The organism is Halomonas almeriensis, from assembly GCF_030409235.1.
GTDB classification, from domain to species: Bacteria; Pseudomonadota; Gammaproteobacteria; order Pseudomonadales; family Halomonadaceae; genus Halomonas; species Halomonas almeriensis.
Window position 1 is genome coordinate 103171 of record NZ_JAUFPO010000012.1, and the last position, 18607, is coordinate 121777.

Below are 18607 nucleotides of genomic sequence, written 5' to 3' on the forward strand. Positions count from 1 at the left end.
ACGGATGAATGGCGTCTGTGGGTCAGCCTTGGTGAGGCCCGCCAGTAGGGCGTAGAATACTTTTATGTTCCCGATATAGCGAGACGTATTCATGACGACTTCCATCGTTCTGCTGCTATTGGGTCTGGCCCTGGCTGTCGTGGCCGGGCTGGCCGTTTACGCCGTCAAGCTGTGGCGCGAAGTACGCCGTCGCGAAGCCTTTCGTCAGGATGAGTTGCGTCGGGCCCACGAAAATTGCGTGGAAAATCTGGAGCTGGTGGCCAGCGCTCTGCAGCAGGGCCAAGTGGACATCACAGAAGGTGCCTGGCGCTGCAAGACACTTCTCGACATTTTGGACAGCTCGCTGGCCGGGCGCCCGGAATTCATCGCGTTCAGTGAAGTTCATGAACGCACCAGGCACTTGCACACTCATTCGGCGCGCCAGGCCTTGACCCCCAAGGAGCGATTCCGTGAAGATCGCGAGCGTTGGGCCGTCGAGCATGAGTGGCGAGATGCCATCTTGGAATCCGCCGGGCATGTCGTGGCTTTTCGGGGAAAGTGGCCCGGAGCCCTAGAATGAGATGAATGACCTAGCCAAAACAATCTATTACACTTTTCACTGCGTTTTCCGATTGAAAGGTGGCTCAGTCTCCGGCAAGCTGCTAACTGCAACGTAAATGGCTGGTATATGGATGAAATCGCATGTCATCCGTGTTCCGACTGGTCGAGATAGCTTGAACATGCTTTCTTGTTCAGTGATGACGGTCCCACCGTTATCGGTTAGCCATACCAACGAACTGGCTGGTTGGCTTAGCCTGTGCTGGCCCCGCTAGATTTGTGTCAAGAAGGAGTCTTACATGAAAAAATCAACGACTGGTTTATTGCTCGGTTCCGCTCTGGTTGTCGGCCTCTCCGGCTGTGCCAGCTCGGCTTCTCAGTCCTCCGGCATGGACGACAGTTCTGCTTCCGATCGCGCTTGGTACAAGCATCCTGCCGTGTGCAGCGTGGCTGGTGGCTTGATCGGCGGTGGCATCGGCTATGCGTCTATGGATGAAGACGACGAAGATACCGGCGCCTACGTCGGCGGTACCCTGGGTGCCACCGCGGCTGCGCTGCTGTGCGCCGAGCCTAACAAGGGCCCTGCCCCGGTGGGCGACAGCGATGGTGATGGCGTGCCGGACGACCAGGATCAGTGCCCGGGTACTCCGGCTGGCGTGGCCGTTGACGCAGTGGGCTGCCCGCTGGACTCCGATGGCGACGGCGTGCCGGACTACCAGGACCAGTGCCCGGGTACCCCGGCCGGTGCTGAAGTCAACGCCCTGGGTTGCGTCGAGGACCTGGTGCTGCAGGACGTCAACTTCGAGTTTGATTCCGCAAAGCTGACCATGGGCGCCGAGTCTGTGCTGTCCGACGTGGCTTCCAAGCTGCGTGCCAACGACAGCGTTCGTGTCCGCATCGAAGGTCACACTGACTCTATCGGTTCTGCCGGCTACAACAAGGACCTGTCACAGCGCCGTGCTGATTCTGTGGCAGACTACCTGTCTAACCAGGGCATCGCCCCCAACCGCATGAAGACCATCGGTTACGGCGAGATGCAGCCGGTTGCGACCAACGACACCAAGGCTGGCCGCGCCGAAAACCGTCGTGTTGAGCTTGGTGAGTGGGAATAAATCCCGCTTGACTCGTCTCCCCATGTCCCGGCTATCGGTCGGGGCAGGCGATGTCGATAAGGCGCCTTCGGGCGCCTTTTTTATGCGCGGTCAACGCATGGCGCAAGCCCGAAGCCTTCTGGTAAGCTATTGACTTTTTGGTCCCATCCCACTGGCAATTCATCATTGCGACAAGTGATCCCTGGTATGGATCACCACTGCGCCCAAGGAAGTGTTTCAACATGCCCACCGTGACCCTGCCGGACGGCAGTCAGAGATCCTTTGACGAACCCATCAGCATCATGCAACTGGCGCAAAGCATCGGCACCGGCCTGGCCAAGGCCTGTATCGCCGGGCGCATCGATGGCCAGCTGGTGGATGCGGCGGATGTCATCAACGATGATGCCCGAGCGGCCATCATCACGGCCCGTGACGAGGAGGGCCTCGAGATCATTCGCCACACCTGTGCCCACCTGGTGGGTCATGCCGTAAAACAGTTGTATCCGGATGCCCGGATGGCCATCGGCCCGGTGATCGAGGATGGCTTCTACTACGATATCGACTTCGGTCGCTCGGTAACGCCGGAAGACCTCGAGGCGATCGAGGAGCGCATGGTGGCGCTGATCGACTCCGGCTACGATGTGGTACGCGAATATGTCGATCGGGATGCGGCCATGGCCACCTTCCGGGAGCGGGGCGAGACCTACAAGCAGGAAATTGTGGCCGACATTCCCGAAGGAGAAACTATTCGGCTGTATCACCATGAGGAGTACATCGACATGTGTCGGGGGCCTCATGTTCCTAACACACGCCACCTCAAGGCCTTCAAGTTGCTGAAGCTCGCGGGTGCCTACTGGCGTAGCGATGCCGAGCGCCCCATGTTGACCCGTATCTACGGCACGGCCTGGGGTGACAAAAAGCAGCTGAAAGCCTATCTGAAACGCCTCGAGGAGGCCGAAAAGCGCGATCATCGCAAGCTGGCCAAGAAGATGGATCTTTTCCATCTTCAGGAGGAAGCGCCGGGGATGGTGTTCTGGCATCCGAATGGTTGGACCATCTATCAGGCCCTCGAACAGTACATGAGACGCGTGCAGATTGACCATGGCTATCAGGAGATCAAGACACCGCAGGTGGTCGATCTCTCGCTGTGGAAGGCATCCGGGCACTGGGGCCACTACAGTGAACTGATGTTCACCACGGAATCCGAAAAGCGCGAGTATGCCGTCAAGCCGATGAACTGCCCGTGCCATGTTCAGGTGTTCAACCAGGGGCTGAAGAGCTACCGCGACCTGCCGCTGCGCCTTGCCGAATTCGGCAGCTGTCATCGTAACGAGCCCTCCGGTTCGCTGCACGGCCTGATGCGGGTGCGCAGTTTTACCCAGGATGACGCGCATATCTTCTGCACCGAGGGGCAGATTCAGGCCGAGGCTGAAGCCTTCATCGCCCTGACCCTGCAGGTTTACAAGGAGCTGGGCTTCGAGGATGTCGAGCTCAAGCTGTCCACTCGCCCCGAAGGCTTCATGGGCGAGCCGGCCCTCTGGGATCGTGCCGAGACGGGACTTGAGGCTGCGCTCGACACGACCGGACTGGACTGGGAGCTGCAGCCGGGCGAGGGCGCCTTCTACGGACCCAAGATCGAGTTCTCGCTGCGCGACTGTCTCAATCGCGTCTGGCAGTGTGGTACCCTGCAGCTCGATTTCAATCTGCCGGAGCGGCTGGGTGCGCAATTTGTCGATGAGGATGGCGAGCGCAAGACGCCGGTTATGCTTCACAGGGCGATTCTCGGCTCCTTTGAACGCTTTCTGGGCATACTCATCGAGCAGCATGCCGGGGCCATGCCGCTATGGCTGGCTCCCCAGCAGGCGGTGATCCTGAATATCACCGATTCACAACGGGATTTTGCGACTTCTCTGGAGCGCCGTTTGCAGAAAACGGGGCTTCGCGTCAAGGCAGACTTGAGGAATGAGAAGATCGGCTTTAAAATCCGCGAGCATACGTTGCAGAAGGTCCCCTATCTCCTGGTGGTGGGAGATAAGGAAGTCGAAGCCGACTCGGTTGCTGTTCGCTCGCGAAGTGGCGAGGATCTCGGTACCATGACGGTGGATACCTTCATAGACCGCATTCAGGCCGAGCGGCGCTAGCGACATCTTCCAAGACAGAAGTGGAGGCGGAACCATCAAGAGAAGCAACCCCAGAGGACGTCCGCAGGAAAAGCGTCCACCGATGAACGAGAAAATCACCGACGAACAGGTACGCCTGATCGACAGCGATGGCGAGCAGCTCGGTATCCTGCCGACGCGAGACGCCCTCGAGCGTGCCGAAGCGGCTGGTTTGGACCTCGTACAGATCTCCAATGCCGATCCGATCGTCTGCAAGATCATGGACTACGGCAAGTTCGTCTTCGAGCAGAAGAAGCAGAAGGCGGCTCAAAAGAAAAAGCAGAAGCAGATCCAGGTCAAGGAAGTCAAATTCCGGCCTGGCACCGACGAGGGGGACTACCAGGTCAAGATGAAGAATCTGACCCGTTTCCTCGAAGGTGGCGATAAGGGCAAGGTCACCCTGCGTTTCCGTGGTCGAGAGATGGCCCACCAGGACATCGGTCGTAAACTGATGGAGCGCATTGCCGCCGATCTCGAGGAGATCGGCACTGTCGAATCCTTCCCCAAGATGGAAGGCCGACAGATGATCATGATCATTGCCCCCAAGAAGAAGTGATTCGGCGGCCAGTTAAACGGTTGGCGGGCCTTGCAGGCCTGCCTTCGGCCCCGGGTTTTCTCAACAATCTCGAGCGGAGCTCATCTCATGCCGAAAATCAAAGGCAACAGCGGCGCAGCCAAGCGCTTCAAGAAGACGGCCAATGGCTTCAAGCACAAGCAGTCTTTCCGCAGCCACATCCTGACCAAGAAGTCGACCAAGCGTAAGCGTCATCTGCGCGGAATGAAGCAGGTCCATGACGCTGACAAGCCGCTCGTGCAGCGCATGCTGCCGAACCTGTAACCCTTGGTTGCCCATTTTTAACGTCAGGAGTAAGCCATGACTCGTGTCAAGCGTGGTGTCGTCGCACGCCGTCGTCACAAGAAGATCCTCAAGCAGGCCAAGGGCTACTACGGTGCTCGTTCGCGCGTTTTTCGCGTGGCCAAGCAGGCTGTCATCAAGGCCGGTCAGTATGCCTACCGCGACCGTCGCCAGCGTAAGCGTCAGTTCCGCGCTCTGTGGATCCAGCGCATCAACGCCGGTGCCCGTCAGCACGGCATGTCCTACAGCCGTTTTGTCGGTGGTCTGAAAAAGGCCGGGATCGAGATCGACCGCAAGGTTCTGGCTGACCTGGCCGTCAACGAGAAGGCAGCCTTTGCTGCCATCGTCGAGAAGGCCAAGGCTGCCCAGTAAAGAGGGTCGAGAGGGTCGTCGGTTCGCTATGAAGGCGTTCCGCCCCGATGATCGTCGCAGGGGAAGAGCAGCCGCTCTTCCCCTGTTTTTTTTGCATGTCATCCCGGCAGCGATGTCCGCCCCCGCATGAGGCGGTCAGGTCGGCAGGCCGGGAACGAGATATGGAGCATCAACGGATGGACCATCTTCCCACACTGGTCTCCGAGGCGCGTGCGGCCATTCAGGCGGCCGACAACATGACAGCCCTGGAGGATCTGCGCGTTCGCTACCTCGGCAAGAAGGGCGAGATCACCGCGCTACTCAAGGGGCTTGGCCAGCTGCCCGCGGAAGAACGTCCGGCGGCAGGGGAGCGTATCAACCAGGCCAAGCAGGCGCTGACCGCCGAGCTCGATGAGCGTAAGCAGGCCCTCGAGAAGGCGGCCCTGGAAGCTCGTCTGGGCGAGGAGACGTTAGATGTCACCCTGCCCGGGCGTGGCGAGGCAGGCGGTGGACTGCACCCGGTTACACGCACCCTGGAGCGCATCGAGGGGCTTTTCACCCATGTCGGTTATGACGTGGCCGTGGGGCCGGAGATCGAGGATGATTACCATAACTTCGAGGCCCTGAACATTCCGGCGCATCATCCGGCCCGTGGTATGGCCGATACCTTCTATTTCGACGCCAGCCGCCTGCTGCGCACTCATACCTCACCGGTGCAGGTGCGCACCATGAAAAGCGGCGAGCCGCCGATTCGCATTGTCTGCCCCGGCCGTGTCTACCGCAGTGATTCGGACCTGACGCATACCCCCATGTTCCACCAGGTGGAAGGCCTACTGGTCGACGAGGATGTGCGTTTTTCCGATCTCAAGGGCACCATCCAGGATTTCCTGCATGCCTTCTTCGAGCGCGATGACCTGGCGGTACGCTTCCGGCCTTCCTATTTTCCGTTCACCGAGCCTTCGGCCGAAGTCGACATAGCGTGCGTGATGTGCGACGGCGACGGCTGCCGGGTCTGTTCGCAGAGCGGCTGGCTTGAAGTCATGGGCTGCGGCATGGTCCACCCAGAGGTCTTTCGCCATTCCGGCATCGACAGTGAACGCTATACCGGTTTTGCCTTTGGCATGGGGGCTGAGCGTCTGGCCATGCTGCGCTATGGCGTCAACGATCTGCGACTGTTCTTCGACAACGACCTGCGCTTCCTTCAGCAGTTCGCCTGATAGTCACCAATACATAGCCAGGGAGATTCGTGGTCAGGCTGGACGCGTCGAGGCAGGGGGTGGGCCCAGAGCACAGCGCCTGCCTCAGCAAGGCCGCCAGCGCTCGGCGGTAACGGGCTCAGCACCCTTGTAGCAGCCCTTGCGAGCGTGTGCCGATGGCGATACTCCCGGTGAGCACAGCGATAGGAATTGCCATGAAATTTTCCGAACAGTGGCTGCGTGAATGGGTCTCACCGGCACTGACGACCCAGCAGTTGGCCGATCAGGTCACCATGGCGGGTCTCGAGGTCGACGGTATTGAGCCCGTGGCGGCTGCCTTCACGGGAGTCGTGGTGGCCGAGGTAACCGAGCTCGCCCCGCATCCCGATGCCGACAAGCTGAGCGTCTGTCAGGTCAACGATGGTGTCGAAAGGCTTCAGGTTGTCTGCGGGGCCCCCAATGTGGCACAGGGTCAGAAGATAGCCTTTGCCCGGGTCGGTGCCGTGCTGCCCGCCGAGGACCCGAAAGGCTTTCGGATCAAGAAGGCCAAATTGCGGGGCGTCGAGTCCCGGGGCATGATCTGCTCGGCCTCCGAGCTGGGACTGGATCAGGAAACCTCTGCCGGTATTCTGGTGTTGCCTGACGACGCACCGGTCGGCGACGACGTCCGTGATTACCTGACGCTTGATGACAGCACCATTGAGGTCGACCTGACCCCCAATCGGGGTGACTGCCTGAGCATTCAGGGCATGGCGCGCGAGGTGGGCGTCCTCAATCGCCTGCCGGTTGCGCCACCGCCGCTCGACCCGGTCGAGGCTCGACACGACGAGACCTTCCCGGTACGTATCGAGGCTGAAGCGGGGTGCCCGCGCTACCTCGGTCGGGTGATTCGCAACGTTGACGTCACGGCTCCGACACCGCTCTGGATGGTCGAGCGTCTGCGTCGCGGCGGTGTGCGCAGCATTGATCCGGTGGTCGACGTCACCAACTATGTCATGCTCGAACTCGGTCAGCCCCTGCATGCCTTTGACCGGGACAACCTCCATGACGCCATCGTGGTTCGCCATGCCCGGCATCAGGAGCCGCTGACCCTGCTCGATGGCCAGAAGGTTGCCTTGAGCGAGGACACCCTGGTCATCGCCGATGCCCGGGGCCCGCTGGCGATCGCGGGTGTCATGGGCGGCGAGCATTCCGGTGTCCATCAGGGCACTCGTGACATCTTCCTCGAGGCGGCGCACTTTTCTCCCTTGGCCATCGCCGGCCAGGCGCGCCACTATGGCTTGCACACCGATGCATCGCACCGCTTCGAGCGCGGTGTCGATCCGCAGCGAGTGCGCGAGGCCGCGGAGCGTGCCACGGCGCTGCTGGTGGAGATCACCGGGGGGCAGCCCGGACCGCTGACCGAAGCCGTGGCTGGCGAAGCCGACCATGACCAGGCAGAGGTGCTGCTGCGCCGTGGTCGTCTGGATCAGGCGCTGGACAAGGTGCTGGCGGAAGACGAAGTCAGCGAGATTCTCCAGCGACTGGGCATTACGGTGAGCAGCGTCGCACAAGGCTGGCAGGCGAGGGTGCCCAGCTGGCGTTTCGATATTGCCATCGAAGAGGATCTGATCGAGGAAATCGCTCGCATCCATGGCTACAATCAGCTGCCCAGTCGGCCTCCCCGAGCCCGCCTGGGGCCTCGTCCCGATAACGAGGCGACCCATCCGCTGGCGTCTTTGCGTCGTCGAATGGTCTCGCGCGGTTACTTCGAGGCCGTGACCTACAGCTTCGTGGCGCCCGAGTTGCAGACGACCCTGCTGCCCGATGCGGTGTCACCGGCGCTTGCCAATCCCATTTCCAATGATCTTTCGGTGATGCGGGCCAGCCTGTTCCCCGGTCTGATTCGTGCTCTGCAGCACAATCTTAATCGTCAGCAGCCGCGAGTACGGTTGTTCGAGACCGGGCTGGTCTTCCGTGGCCCACTGGATGATCTGGAGCAGGTGCCCATGCTCGGGGCTCTAGTCTGTGGCAAGCGTGACCCCGAGGGCTGGCACGGTGACAACGCGCCAGTGGATTTTTTCGATCTCAAGGGAGACCTGGAGAGTCTGATGGAACTCGGCGAGGGCGCTCGGGCATGGTCCTTCGTAGCGGCCGAGCACCCTTCACTGCATCCCGGTCAGAGTGCTCGCGTCCTGCATCAGGGGCAGCCGGTCGGTTGGATCGGCAAGCTGCACCCTGCCGTGAGAGCCCAGCTCGGGCTCAAGGTCGATGCGCTCTTGTTCGAGGTCGAGCTGGAGGCGCTGAGTCAGGGTCGGATTCCGGCCTTCAAGCCGTTGTCCCGCTTTCCGGAAGTGCGGCGCGACCTCGCGTTCCTGGTTGACGCCGAAAAGCCCGTCCAGGACTTGCTGGATATTCTCGAGCAGGAGGCCGGTGAATGGCTGGTCGATGCCCACCTGTTCGACGTCTACCAGGGCCAGGGTGTGCCGGAAGGCCGCAAGAGCATCGCCCTGGGCTTGACCTGGCAGCATCCTTCGCGCACGCTTAATGACGAAGAAATCAATCAGTTGGTCGAATCCATCGTGATGGCATCGCGTAACACCCTGGGCGCCGAGTTGCGCACCTGAGGGCCATCGGATGCCTTACAGGCTCTCGGTTCCGGATCGATCGACACTGCGTGAGGAAAGCAGCATGGGGGCGTTGACCAAGGCGGAACTGGCTGAACACTTGCACGCTGAACTCGGTCTCTCCAAGCGGGAGGCCAAGTCAATGGTGGAAACCTTCTTCGAGGAAATACGCGGTTGCCTGCGCGAAAACGAGCAGGTTAAACTTTCCGGGTTCGGTAATTTCGACCTGCGCGATAAGCGCGAGCGCCCGGGGCGTAATCCCAAAACGGGAGAAGAGATTCCGATCTCGGCACGGCGTGTCGTGACCTTCCGGCCCGGCCAGAAGCTCAAGATCCGGGTCGAGTCGCTTGCCGACGAAGGATGAGATCGCCGTCCGCCCCGTCTCCTGGCACCAGTATCGGTTCTTCCGATGCTGGTGTTTTCATTCATGGCATTTGCATTCATCCCCGGGTAAAAAACGCTTCGCCAGGTGCGAGGCCAGGCCATGGGTGTTAACATCATGGTGAATTTTCCACGGAAAACATCGATATGCCGAAACTCAAGATATTCGTGGGAACCGTGTACGGCGGAGCCCTGGACGTCGCCGAGCAGGTCTCGCCGCTCTTCGAGCAGGCTGGGTATGAGGTGGCGATCTTCGATCAGCCCAGCTTGAGCGATCTCATCGAGTCTCCCACGGACCTGGCACTGTTCTGCACCTCGAGTACCGGTAGCGGGGACTTCCCGGGTAATCTGGTGGCGTTTGTGCGTGACCTGCAGGCCAAGAGCCCCGGACTCGGTGAACTGCGCTATGGTCTGATCGCCCTTGGCGACAGCTCCTACGTCGATTCCTATTGCGGTGCCGGGCGACATCTCGACGAGCTTCTTCAGGAGCAGGGCGCTCAGCGCCTGGGCGAGCGCCTCGAGATCGATGCCATGGAAACCTTCATGGCCGACGATGAGGCCCTGCCTTGGGTCGATGAGTGGATCGAGACCCAGCAGCTCAAGGTTGCCTGAATATGAATGTTTCCCCGGCGCGCTGCAGCCTGCTGATCGGTCTGTTGGTGCTCATGCTGGTCAGCGTTCCGCGGTATTACCTGGGCGGACATGATACGCACCTCGCCATGCTCCTGCTGGGCGGCGTTGGTGCCGCCACGCTGGCGATCTATCAGTGGTGGCAATTATCGGCAGACCATCGACACTTGCTGGGCGTTCTGGTCCGACGATTGGCCGCTCTACTGGCCGCCGGCATTGTCCTGATGGGTCTCTGGCAGGCGCTTTTCGCCACCTGGACCGGCTGGCCGGTCCTGGTGTCTCACGGCGCCACCCTGGGGCTGCTGCTGCACGCTATGGGGCTTTGGTGGAAGCCCTCGGCTGCGCCGTAAGCTTCAAGAACGCGGCTGGCGCCGCTGGAAGAGGGAAAAACGGCGCTGCGCGCCTTGAAGAGCGAAGAAAAAAACCTTGACTCTATGCCGTCGTGGGTCATGCTGCCTTCCTTCTTCCTTCTTCCTTCTTCCTTCTTCCTTCTTCCTTCTTCCTTCTTCCTTCTTCCTTCTTCCTTCTTCCTTCTTCCTTCTTCCTTCTTCCTTCTTCGACCCTCAGCCCAGCGTATAACAGGGCACGTATTCACCCGTTAGCTTCATTCGGCCCTGGGCGACGAAAGAGGTCAACAGGTCATCCAGGCGGGCCATGAGTTCGGGTTCCGCGCTGAGCCGGAAAGGACCGTGGGATTCGATACAGCGGATTCCGCGTTCCTTGACATTGCCGGCCACGATCCCCGAGAAGGCCCGACGCAGATTGGCGGCGAGCTCGTGTACCGGCTGATTACGGTGCAGGGCGAGGGCGGCCATGCTGGCGTGATCCGGCTCGAAGGGTTCCTGGAAGTCTCGCGCGATGTTGAGTCGCCAGTTGAAGTAGAAGGCATCCTGACGCTGTCGCCGGTACTCGCTGACCTCATAGATGCCATCGCGCATGACACGTGCGACCTCGACGGGGTCGTCGATGATGATCCGGTACAGATTGCGTACCGCCTCGCCCAAGGTATAGACCAGAAACTCGTCGATGCGCTTGAAGTAGTCCGCAGAGTCGGCAGGACCGGTAAGGATCACTGGGAGTGCCATGTCCTCGTTGTCCGGGTGGAGGAGTATGCCCAGCAGGTATAGGATTTCCTCGGCGGTGCCCACGCCTCCGGGAAAGACAATGATGCCATGACCGAGGCGCACGAAGGCCTCTAGTCGCTTTTCGATATCCGGCATCACCACCAGTTCATTGACGATCGGGTTGGGTGCTTCGGCGGCTATGATGCCCGGCTCTGACACGCCCAGATAGCGACCCTCACGACGTCGTTGCTTGGCGTGTGCCACGTTGGCCCCTTTCATCGGCCCCTTCATGGCGCCCGGGCCGCAGCCGGTGCAGATATCCAGATCGCGGAGCCCCAGGTGATAGCCGACATGCTTGGTGTAGTCGTATTCTTCCCGGGTGATCGAGTGGCCGCCCCAGCAGACGACCAGGCTGGGGTCACGGCTCGGCTTGAGGGTGCCGGCCTTGCGCAGGATATGAAACACCGCATTGGTGGTGCCTTCACCCGTGGATAGGTCGAAACGCTGGCGAGTCTGAATCTCGTTGTAGACATAAACGATATCGCGCAGCACCGATGACAGGTGCTCTCGAATCCCGCGAATCATGCGGCCGTCAACGAAGGCCTCGGCGGGCGCGTTGGACAGCTGCAGACGCACGCCGCGATCTTGCTGGATGACCTCGATATCGAAATCCGCATAGGTCTCCATCAGGGCCAGGCCGTCATCGGTGGGGTTGCCCGAATTCAGCACGGCCAGCGCACAGCTGCGCAGCAGCTCATGTAGGCCCTTGCGTGATGTATCGTGCAAGCGGTTGACTTCCTGCTGGGAGAGAATTTCCAGGCTGCCTTCCGGCGAGATGGTGCTGGAGATGGTGTCGGCCATGCTGGGCTTCCGTGTCGCGGCAAAAAGGGATTCGTGGCATGGCGTTCAGAGCCTGTTCAGCCAGGGCTGAGAAGCGGGTTTCGAACGCCAGTTGATGCTATCACGGGACCGCCGAAGGTGCAGCGCTGCGCTACCGGCAGGGGCCTGCTGGCATCCTGCCGGTTGGAAAACGGCTCGCGTCGGCTGGCGATGGCTCAGCCCGGAGGGCAGCCAGCATGTTCGCCAGCGCGAGCCGTACCCGGGACAGTGCTGGCAGGAGCCTGAGCTATCAGGCGGATTGATTATTCGCGATAGGCCTCGATGCTCGGGCAGGAGCAGATCAGCTGGCGGTCACCCTGGACATTATCCACTCGATTGACCGTCGGCCAGTACTTGGCTGACTTCACGGCCGGAGTGGGGAAGGCGCCGACTTCCCTGGAATAGGGACGGTGCCATTCATCCTGCATGATGTCGGTCATGGTATGCGGGGCCTTGACCAGGGGGTTGTTGTCCGTCGGCCAGTCGCCGCGTTCGACCTGGGCGATTTCCTCGCGGATATGGATCATGGCGTCGCAGAAGCGATCCAGCTCATACAGCGATTCCGATTCCGTGGGCTCGATCATCAGGGTGCCGGGCACCGGAAAGGACATGGTGGGGGCATGGAATCCATAGTCCATGAGGCGCTTGGCGATATCCTCCTCGCTGATGCCCGAGCTGCTCTTGAGCGACCGGATATCGATGATGCATTCATGGGCCACATTGCCGTGGCTGCCCTTGTACAGCACCGGATAGTGTTCGGCGAGGCGTCGGGCAATGTAGTTGGCGCCGAGAATGGCCAGCTCGGTGGCCTCACGCAGTCCACGAGCTCCCATCATCTTGATGTAGGCCCAGGAGATGGGCAGGATCGAGGCGCTGCCGAAGGGAGCCGCCGCCACCGCGCCGGCCTCGGCGTCGACGCCCTCGAGACGACGCACACTGTGGTTGGGTACGTGGGCGGCCAGGTGCGCTTTGACACCGATCGGCCCCATGCCGGGCCCACCGCCACCATGCGGGATGCAGAAGGTCTTGTGCAGGTTGAGGTGAGAGACGTCGCCGCCGAAGTCGCCGGGCCGTGCCAGCCCCACCTGGGCGTTCATGTTGGCGCCATCGATGTAGACCTGGCCTCCATGCTCGTGGACGATCTCGCAGGCTTCACGAATGCCTTCCTCGAAGACGCCGTGCGTGGAGGGATAGGTCAGCATGATGGCGGACAGGTCATCATGATGCGCCTGAGCCTTGTGGCGCAGGTCCTCGAGGTCGATGTTGCCCTGATCGTCGCATTCGACAACGACGACCTTCATGTGAGCCATGGCGGCCGAGGCGGGGTTGGTGCCGTGAGCCGAGCTGGGTATCAGGCAGACGTGCCGGTGCCCCTGACCCTGGGCCTGCTGATAGCGGCGTATGGCAATCAGGCCGGCGTATTCGCCCTGGGCGCCGGAATTGGGCTGCATGGCGATGTGATCATAGCCGGTGATCTCTTTCAGAAAGGCGCCGAGCTCGCCGATGATCTGCTTGTATCCGGCCACCTGATCCTGGGGCGCAAAGGGATGAATGCGCGCCAGCTCGGGCCAGGAGATGGGCATCATTTCGGCGGTGGCGTTCAGCTTCATGGTGCACGAGCCCAGCGGGATCATGGCGTGCGCCAGGGAGAGGTCCTTGTTTTCCAGTCGCTTGAGGTAGCGCAGCATCTCGGTTTCGCTGTGATAGCGCCGGAAGGTCGGGTGGGTCAGAAAATCGGATTCACGCTGGCAGTCAGGCGGGATCCCGGTGAGCCCCTCGGCCACGACCGCTTCATCGAGCACCGGCACCGCCAGTCCATGCTCCTCGCCGAGCAGCACATCGAAGAGCTGCCCGACATCATGCGCCGTCGTGGTCTGGTCAAGGCTCAGGCCGACGTCGCCATCCGCGAAGTAGCGCAGATTGACGTCCTGGGCCATGGCGCGGCCATGGATCTTGCCGGCATCCACGCCGGTCAGCCGCAGGGTGTCGAACCAGGTGTCGTGCACCAGCTTGACGCCAGCTTGGCGCAGCCCGGTGGCCAGAATGGTGGTGAGGCGGTGAATCCGGCCGGCGATGGTCCGCAGCCCCTGGGCGCCATGATAGACCGCATAGAATCCGGCAATATTGGCCAGCAGCGCCTGGGCCGTACAGATGTTGGAGGTGGCTTTTTCACGGCGGATATGTTGTTCACGGGTCTGCATGGCCATGCGAAAAGCGGTATGACCATGCTCATCCCGGGAGACGCCGATGATTCTGCCGGGGATCGAGCGCTTGAGCTTGTCGGTGGTGGCGAAAAAGGCCGCATGCGGTCCGCCGAAGCCCATGGGCACACCGAAGCGTTGTGCCGACCCGATGACAATGTCGGCCCCCATGGTCCCCGGCTCCCTGAGCAGGACCAGCGACATGATGTCGGCCGCCACGCAGGTCATGATACCGGCCTGAGCGGCCTGGTGGATCAACTGGCTGAGGTCGTTGACCCTACCGCTTTCACCGGGATATTGCAGCAGTGCACCGAAAACCTCCTGATCGGCAATCGACTCGGCGGGCCCCACGATGAGCTCGAAGCCGAAATAATGGGCCCGGGTGCGGACCACATCTAGGGTTTGCGGGAAGGCATCATCGGCTACGAAGAAGGCATTCGACTTCGCCTTCCTGTTGGCCCGGCGACACAGCGCCATGGCTTCTGCGGCGGCCGTCGCCTCATCCAGCAGGGAGGCATTGGCCAGACTCATGCCCGTCAGGTCCATGATCATCTGCTGGAAGTTCAGCAAGCCTTCGAGGCGCCCCTGGGAGATTTCCGGTTGATAGGGCGTATAGGCGGTATACCAGCCGGGATTTTCCAGCACGTTGCGCTGAATCACGGCGGGCAGGAGGGTGTCGTAGTAGCCCTGGCCGATGTAGCTCTTGGCCACGCGATTCTGTCGCGCCAGGCGGTAAAGGTAGTCGAGGGCTTCGGCCTCGCTGCGTGGCGGGTCCAGGTCCAGCTCGCGCCCCAGGCGAATCCCCGCGGGAATGGTCTGCTCGATGAGCCTCTCCATGCTGTCGAGTTCCAGGGTTTCGAGCATGGTGGCGATGTCGTCGGCGTCGGGTCCATTGTGACGCTGCAGGAAGGCATCGTGGTTGGCCAGCTGGGCCAGGCGGCGGTTATCGAAAGCCATGACATACCTTTGGTGTCGATTGGCCCCGATGTCGCGTGACATGCGGCAGCCGAAAGTCGAAAGGAGGCCCGGCGCCATCGTCACCGGGCGAGGAGGACTTATTCCTCGGCGGCCGCAATCGCCTGATAGGCATCGGCATCGAGGAGGTCGTCAAGATCCGCGGCGCTTTCAAGGCGCAGCTTCATGAGCCAGGCATCTTCGTAGGGCGACTCATTGATGGACTCGGGGGCATCCTCGAGCGATTCATTGACGGCCACGACTTCACCGGAGACCGGGGCGAAGAGGTCGGAAGCGGCTTTCACGGATTCGACCACACCGAATTCGTCGCCCTTGGCCAGGTGGGTGCCCACTTCGGGAAGCTCGACGAACACCACGTCACCCAGGGATTGCTGAGCGTGATCCGTGATACCGATGGTGACCGTGCCATCACCGTTATCCAGGATCCATTCATGGCTGTCGGCATAATACAGATTGGCAGGGATAGCGCTCATGCTGGTTTCCTATACGAAAAATGTTGACTGGCTGAGGTGAATCCTAACGTCATCATGACGTTTTGGCGAGGCCCGGGGGCATGAGAGTGCCCGCAAACGCTTGCGCCTGTGCCCATGATAGAAAACCCCGCAGAAATTGCCCATGCTTATGCCTGGCTCGGGCGGCAATGCCCTGCTCGGCGCCGCTGGCGCCATCGGCGCGGTGGTCTGCAAATCATCGTTGGCCTTGCAAGAGCACCTGTTCAGGGCCTTTAGCCTGTTGGCCGCGAGCGCTTGTTGTTCGACATCGGGCTGGGTAGAGTGCCTTTTGTTTCTTATAAGAAACAGAGTGGATGGGCGCGCCGGAGGGTCTGGTGCTGTGTCTGTTCGGCAAGGGGAAATCCGGAAGCCTGGCGGCAAGCTTCCACTCGGCCATGAGCGTTTTTGCTGTTTTGCGCCATGATGCCAAGATTTTCGTATATGGGGCTGGAGCGAAAGCGGAGGAATTCGCTATGGTAAACGGGTTCGTCGCATTGCGGTTCCGGCCGCATTCTCTGGCCATGCATCGGAGAACAACCTCCGGGATGCATAACAATAATCGTGAGGGAGACAAAACGTGGAAACCTTGACCAATCTACTGTCATCCATCGAGGGGATCGTCTGGGGTCCTCTGATGCTGGTTCTGCTGCTCGGGGTGGGCCTCTATCTACAGCTGGGGCTCAAGTTGCTGCCAATTCGCAAGCTGGGGATGGGCTTCAAGCTGCTGTGGGGTGGGCGCACCACACCGGCAGACGATCGCAAAGGTGGCGAAGTGTCGCCATTCAATGCCCTGATGACGTCGCTGTCGGCCACCATCGGTACGGGTAACATCGCCGGTGTGGCCACGGCCATTTTTCTGGGCGGTCCGGGTGCCGTCTTCTGGATGTGGATCACGGCCCTAGTCGGCATGGCGACCAAGTTTGCCGAGGCCGTGCTTGCGGTTCGCTACCGTGAGGTCGACGAAGCGGGGGATCACGTTGGCGGCCCTATGTATTACATTCGCAATGGCCTCGGCAAGAAGTGGGCCTGGCTGGGCATGGCCTTTGCCTTCTTTGGCGCGGTAGCGGCCTTCGGCATCGGCAACACCGTTCAGTCCAATTCGGTGGCCGATGGCCTGGGTGAGTCCCTGGGCATTCCCCACTGGGTCACCGGTCTGGTGATCATGGTGCTGGCCGGTGCGGTCATCCTGGGCGGCATCAAGCGGATTGCCAAGGTTGCCGGCAAGCTCGTGCCGATCATGGCCGTGGCCTATATTCTCTGCGGTCTGCTGGTGTTGATCATCAATGCCGACCAGATCGGCGCGGCCCTCGGCTTGATCTTCGGCCATGCCTTCACGCCGATCTCCGCCGCGGGCGGTTTCGCCGGTGCCGCCGTTGCCAAGGCCATTCAGTTCGGCGTGGCACGCGGAGTCTTCTCCAACGAGGCGGGGCTTGGCAGTGCGCCCATCGCCCACGCGGCCGCACAGACCAAGAATCCGGTGCGTCAGGGCTTGATCGCCATGCTTGGCACCTTCATCGATACCATCGTGGTGTGCAGCATCACGGCGCTGGCCATCCTGACCACCGCCTGGACGTCCGGGGAAACCGGCGCCGCGCTGACGGCGATGTCGTTCAATGAGGCCCTGCCGGGTGTCGGCCAGTATGTGGTCTCCTTCGCGCTCGCCGTCTTTGCCTTCACCACTATTCTGGGCTGGGCCTTCTATGGCGAGAAGTGTTTCGAGTTCCTGTTCGGCGTTGGCTCCATCAAGATCTATCGGGTGGTCTACATCCTGGCGATCTTTGCCGGCTCCGTGCTGCCGCTGGGCTTTGTGTGGCTGTTGGCGAGTGTCTTCAATGCCATGATGGCCATTCCCAATCTGGTGGCCCTGGCGCTGTTGTCGCCGGTGGTCTTCAAGCTCTCGCGGGATTATTTCGACGGCAAGCAAGTCCTGCCGGGCGAGGATCTCGACAAGTCATGATGATGACGACATGGCCGGCTTCAAGCCGGCCATGTTCATTCTGTCACGGGAAAAGGTTGGCCAGGCAATGAAAGAACAACGCAAGACACCGCTTTTTGATCTGCATGAGGAACTTGGCGCACGCATGGTGTCCTTTGCTGGATACTCCATGCCGGTCCAGTTCCCCGCCGGGGTCAAGAAAGAGCATGAACATACTCGCCAGGCCTGCGGTCTGTTCGATGTATCCCATATGGGCCAGGTGCTACTGCATGGACCGGACCCGGCCGGAGCGCTGGAAACCCTGGTGCCGTCCGATCTGGTGGGGCTCGAAGCGGGGCGGCAGCGCTATGGCCTCTTTACCTCCGAAGAAGGCGGTATCCTGGATGATCTGATGATCGTCAATGCCGGGGATCATTTCTATCTGGTAGTCAATGCGGCCTGCAAGGAGCAGGACATTGCTCATCTGCGCCAGGGGCTGTCGGGGCATTCGATAGAAGAGCTCGATCGAGGATTGCTGGCACTTCAGGGGCCGGAAGCCGCCGCGGTCATGCAGCGGCTGTGTCCGCCGGCCTGCAATCTGGTATTCATGCAGCATGGTCGCTTCATGATCGACGGGGTCGAGGTCTGGGTCAGTCGCAGTGGTTATACCGGAGAGGATGGTTTCGAAATCTCGGTGCCGGCGGCGTCGACAGAGGCACTGGCCAGACGCCTGCTTTCGGAGCCTGAAGTGGCGCCGGTCGGCCTGGGGGCGCGGGACTCGCTGCGCCTCGAGGCAGGCCTGTGTCTGTATGGCCATGATCTGGATACCTCGACCACACCCGTGGAAGCCGGGCTCATCTGGGCCATCGGCAAGCCGCGGCGTCAGGACGGAGAACGTGCCGGCGGCTTCCCCGGTGCCGAACTCATCCTGCACCAGGTGGCCGAGAAGGATCATCGGCGCAAGCGCGTTGGCCTGCTGGGTGAGGGGCGTGCCCCGGTTCGCGAGGGGGCTCCGTTGCTCGATGAGCATGGAGAGCCGGCAGGCGTGGTCTGCTCGGGTGGTTTCGGACCCAGCCTGGGGCGGCCGGTGGCCATGGGCTATGTAACCAGTGAGCTGGCGCACCCTGGCCAGGTGGTGTACGCCGAGGTGCGTGGCAAGCGCCTGGCGGTGACCGTGACGCGAATGCCCTTTGTGACCCCGGGTTATCATCGCGGCTAGATTTATACCGTTATCTTTTCGGCATTCAACACAGCGGCTACCTTTGAGTGGCCGTT

General features: G+C 61.2%; 16 protein-coding genes. 13 read left to right on the plus strand and 3 right to left on the minus strand.

Annotation, left to right across the window (positions count from 1 at the left end; genetic code table 11):
- Positions 1-91: 91 nt before the first annotated feature.
- The 11 genes from QWY74_RS11325 (at position 92) to QWY74_RS11375 (ending at position 10157) form a co-directional block, all read left to right on the plus strand.
- Entirely contained in the window at positions 92-559 is a 468-nt protein-coding gene (locus QWY74_RS11325) for a DUF2489 domain-containing protein (RefSeq protein ID WP_264825741.1), read from the plus strand.
- A 277-nt stretch (positions 560-836) separates the two neighbouring features.
- Positions 837-1649 carry an OmpA family protein gene (locus QWY74_RS11330; RefSeq protein WP_290314358.1) on the plus strand — a complete coding sequence of 271 codons (813 nt, stop codon included), beginning with the start codon at positions 837-839 and terminating at the stop codon, positions 1647-1649.
- 221 nt (positions 1650-1870) lie between these two features.
- Positions 1871-3769 carry a threonine--tRNA ligase gene (gene thrS, locus QWY74_RS11335; protein WP_290314359.1) on the plus strand — a complete coding sequence of 633 codons (1899 nt, stop codon included), beginning with the start codon at positions 1871-1873 and terminating at the stop codon, positions 3767-3769.
- 34 nt (positions 3770-3803) lie between these two features.
- Positions 3804-4343 (plus strand): translation initiation factor IF-3, encoded by a 540-nt coding sequence (gene infC, locus QWY74_RS11340; protein WP_264825910.1) that lies wholly within the window; start codon positions 3804-3806, stop codon positions 4341-4343.
- Positions 4344-4430: 87 nt separating this feature from the next.
- Positions 4431-4625 carry a 50S ribosomal protein L35 gene (gene rpmI, locus QWY74_RS11345; RefSeq protein ID WP_264825745.1) on the plus strand — a complete coding sequence of 65 codons (195 nt, stop codon included), beginning with the start codon at positions 4431-4433 and terminating at the stop codon, positions 4623-4625.
- Between the two features lie 36 nt (positions 4626-4661).
- Positions 4662-5015, plus strand: a complete 354-nt coding sequence (gene rplT / locus QWY74_RS11350; protein ID WP_089791941.1) for a 50S ribosomal protein L20 — start codon at positions 4662-4664, stop codon at positions 5013-5015.
- 176 nt (positions 5016-5191) lie between these two features.
- Entirely contained in the window at positions 5192-6211 is a 1020-nt protein-coding gene (pheS, locus tag QWY74_RS11355) for a phenylalanine--tRNA ligase subunit alpha (protein ID WP_264825746.1), read from the plus strand.
- A gap of 194 nt (positions 6212-6405) precedes the next feature.
- Positions 6406-8796, plus strand: coding sequence for a phenylalanine--tRNA ligase subunit beta (pheT, locus tag QWY74_RS11360; RefSeq protein WP_264825748.1), 2391 nt, complete (start codon positions 6406-6408; stop codon positions 8794-8796).
- A gap of 64 nt (positions 8797-8860) precedes the next feature.
- Positions 8861-9160, plus strand: coding sequence for an integration host factor subunit alpha (gene ihfA / locus QWY74_RS11365; RefSeq protein ID WP_264825749.1), 300 nt, complete (start codon positions 8861-8863; stop codon positions 9158-9160).
- A 164-nt stretch (positions 9161-9324) separates the two neighbouring features.
- Positions 9325-9789, plus strand: a complete 465-nt coding sequence (locus QWY74_RS11370) for a flavodoxin (protein ID WP_264825751.1) — start codon at positions 9325-9327, stop codon at positions 9787-9789.
- Between the two features lie 2 nt (positions 9790-9791).
- Positions 9792-10157, plus strand: a complete 366-nt coding sequence (locus tag QWY74_RS11375; protein WP_264825752.1) for a hypothetical protein — start codon at positions 9792-9794, stop codon at positions 10155-10157.
- Positions 10158-10370: 213 nt separating this feature from the next.
- Here the strand turns inward: QWY74_RS11375 and ppnN are convergent, their stop codons facing one another.
- From ppnN to gcvH, 3 genes are all read right to left on the minus strand, one after another.
- Positions 10371-11732 (minus strand): nucleotide 5'-monophosphate nucleosidase PpnN, encoded by a 1362-nt coding sequence (ppnN, locus tag QWY74_RS11380; protein ID WP_290314360.1) that lies wholly within the window; start codon positions 11730-11732, stop codon positions 10371-10373.
- A 281-nt stretch (positions 11733-12013) separates the two neighbouring features.
- A complete protein-coding gene (gene gcvP / locus QWY74_RS11385; protein WP_290314361.1) occupies positions 12014-14908 on the minus strand; it encodes an aminomethyl-transferring glycine dehydrogenase in 2895 nt (964 codons plus the stop codon).
- A 98-nt stretch (positions 14909-15006) separates the two neighbouring features.
- Positions 15007-15399: a glycine cleavage system protein GcvH gene (gene gcvH, locus QWY74_RS11390; RefSeq protein WP_264825754.1), complete on the minus strand. Its 393-nt coding sequence runs from the start codon at positions 15397-15399 to the stop codon at positions 15007-15009.
- Positions 15400-15994: 595 nt separating this feature from the next.
- Between gcvH and QWY74_RS11395 the strand changes: the two genes are divergently transcribed.
- Together QWY74_RS11395 and gcvT are read left to right on the plus strand one after the other, a co-directional pair.
- Positions 15995-17374 (plus strand): alanine/glycine:cation symporter family protein, encoded by a 1380-nt coding sequence (locus QWY74_RS11395; RefSeq protein WP_264825755.1) that lies wholly within the window; start codon positions 15995-15997, stop codon positions 17372-17374.
- A gap of 67 nt (positions 17375-17441) precedes the next feature.
- Entirely contained in the window at positions 17442-18551 is a 1110-nt protein-coding gene (gene gcvT / locus QWY74_RS11400; RefSeq protein WP_264825913.1) for a glycine cleavage system aminomethyltransferase GcvT, read from the plus strand.
- Positions 18552-18607 lie beyond the last annotated feature (56 nt).

Coding starts and splice junctions, on each gene's coding strand:
- QWY74_RS11325 (WP_264825741.1), top strand. CDS start 92: ATGACGACTTCCATCGTTCTGCTGCTATTGGGTCTGGCCCTGGCTGTC.
- ppnN (WP_290314360.1), bottom strand. CDS start 11,732: ATGGCCGACACCATCTCCAGCACCATCTCGCCGGAAGGCAGCCTGGAA.
- rpmI (WP_264825745.1), top strand. CDS start 4,431: ATGCCGAAAATCAAAGGCAACAGCGGCGCAGCCAAGCGCTTCAAGAAG.
- QWY74_RS11370 (WP_264825751.1), top strand. CDS start 9,325: ATGCCGAAACTCAAGATATTCGTGGGAACCGTGTACGGCGGAGCCCTG.
- QWY74_RS11330 (WP_290314358.1), top strand. CDS start 837: ATGAAAAAATCAACGACTGGTTTATTGCTCGGTTCCGCTCTGGTTGTC.
- pheS (WP_264825746.1), top strand. CDS start 5,192: ATGGACCATCTTCCCACACTGGTCTCCGAGGCGCGTGCGGCCATTCAG.
- QWY74_RS11375 (WP_264825752.1), top strand. CDS start 9,792: ATGAATGTTTCCCCGGCGCGCTGCAGCCTGCTGATCGGTCTGTTGGTG.
- ihfA (WP_264825749.1), top strand. CDS start 8,861: ATGGGGGCGTTGACCAAGGCGGAACTGGCTGAACACTTGCACGCTGAA.
- thrS (WP_290314359.1), top strand. CDS start 1,871: ATGCCCACCGTGACCCTGCCGGACGGCAGTCAGAGATCCTTTGACGAA.
- gcvP (WP_290314361.1), bottom strand. CDS start 14,908: ATGGCTTTCGATAACCGCCGCCTGGCCCAGCTGGCCAACCACGATGCC.
- gcvT (WP_264825913.1), top strand. CDS start 17,442: ATGAAAGAACAACGCAAGACACCGCTTTTTGATCTGCATGAGGAACTT.
- rplT (WP_089791941.1), top strand. CDS start 4,662: ATGACTCGTGTCAAGCGTGGTGTCGTCGCACGCCGTCGTCACAAGAAG.
- gcvH (WP_264825754.1), bottom strand. CDS start 15,399: ATGAGCGCTATCCCTGCCAATCTGTATTATGCCGACAGCCATGAATGG.
- pheT (WP_264825748.1), top strand. CDS start 6,406: ATGAAATTTTCCGAACAGTGGCTGCGTGAATGGGTCTCACCGGCACTG.